1 protein-coding gene is annotated in these 463 nt (G+C 50.3%); it reads right to left on the bottom strand.

The features are described 5' to 3' along the window. Nucleotides 1-102 precede the first annotated feature (102 nt). Nucleotides 103-463, bottom strand: a 361-nt coding sequence (locus ASC50_RS04445) for an RpiB/LacA/LacB family sugar-phosphate isomerase (protein WP_056928756.1), incomplete at its 5' end; no start/stop codon positions are given.

Genomic DNA, 463 nt, shown 5'->3' with positions numbered 1-463 from the left:
GTTCTACAACCAATCATCGCTCATCTTTGAAGCAGGCCATTTGGAAATCGCCGACAAATTGGAACTGTTAGTGAAAGAAATCAACAAATAAACGACTGAATATCAGGACAGTGCAATCGCATCAATCCGCGTCTGATGCCTCCCGCCCTCAAAGGGGGTGTTGAGAAAAATGTCCACCATCTTTTCGGTTTTTTCGGTGGAGAGAAAACGTCCGGGCAATGCCAAAACATTCGCATCGTTGTGTAAACGCGCCAAACGGACAATTTCTTCATCCCAGCAAAGGGCAGAACGCACGGCAGCATGGTGATTGAGCGTCATATTGATGCCGTTGCCGGAGCCGCACACCGCAATGCCGCGCGACACCTCGCCACTTTCGATGCCACGAGCCAATCGATGCCCAAAGTCGGCATAATTCACACTCTCAGCACCGTATGTGCCATAATCAACATACGAAACGCCGCGC

The sequence above is a fragment of the Candidatus Symbiothrix dinenymphae genome (assembly GCF_001431085.1).
Note: the sequence above shows the minus strand (reverse complement) of the source record. Positions and strands in the feature narration are given on the sequence as shown.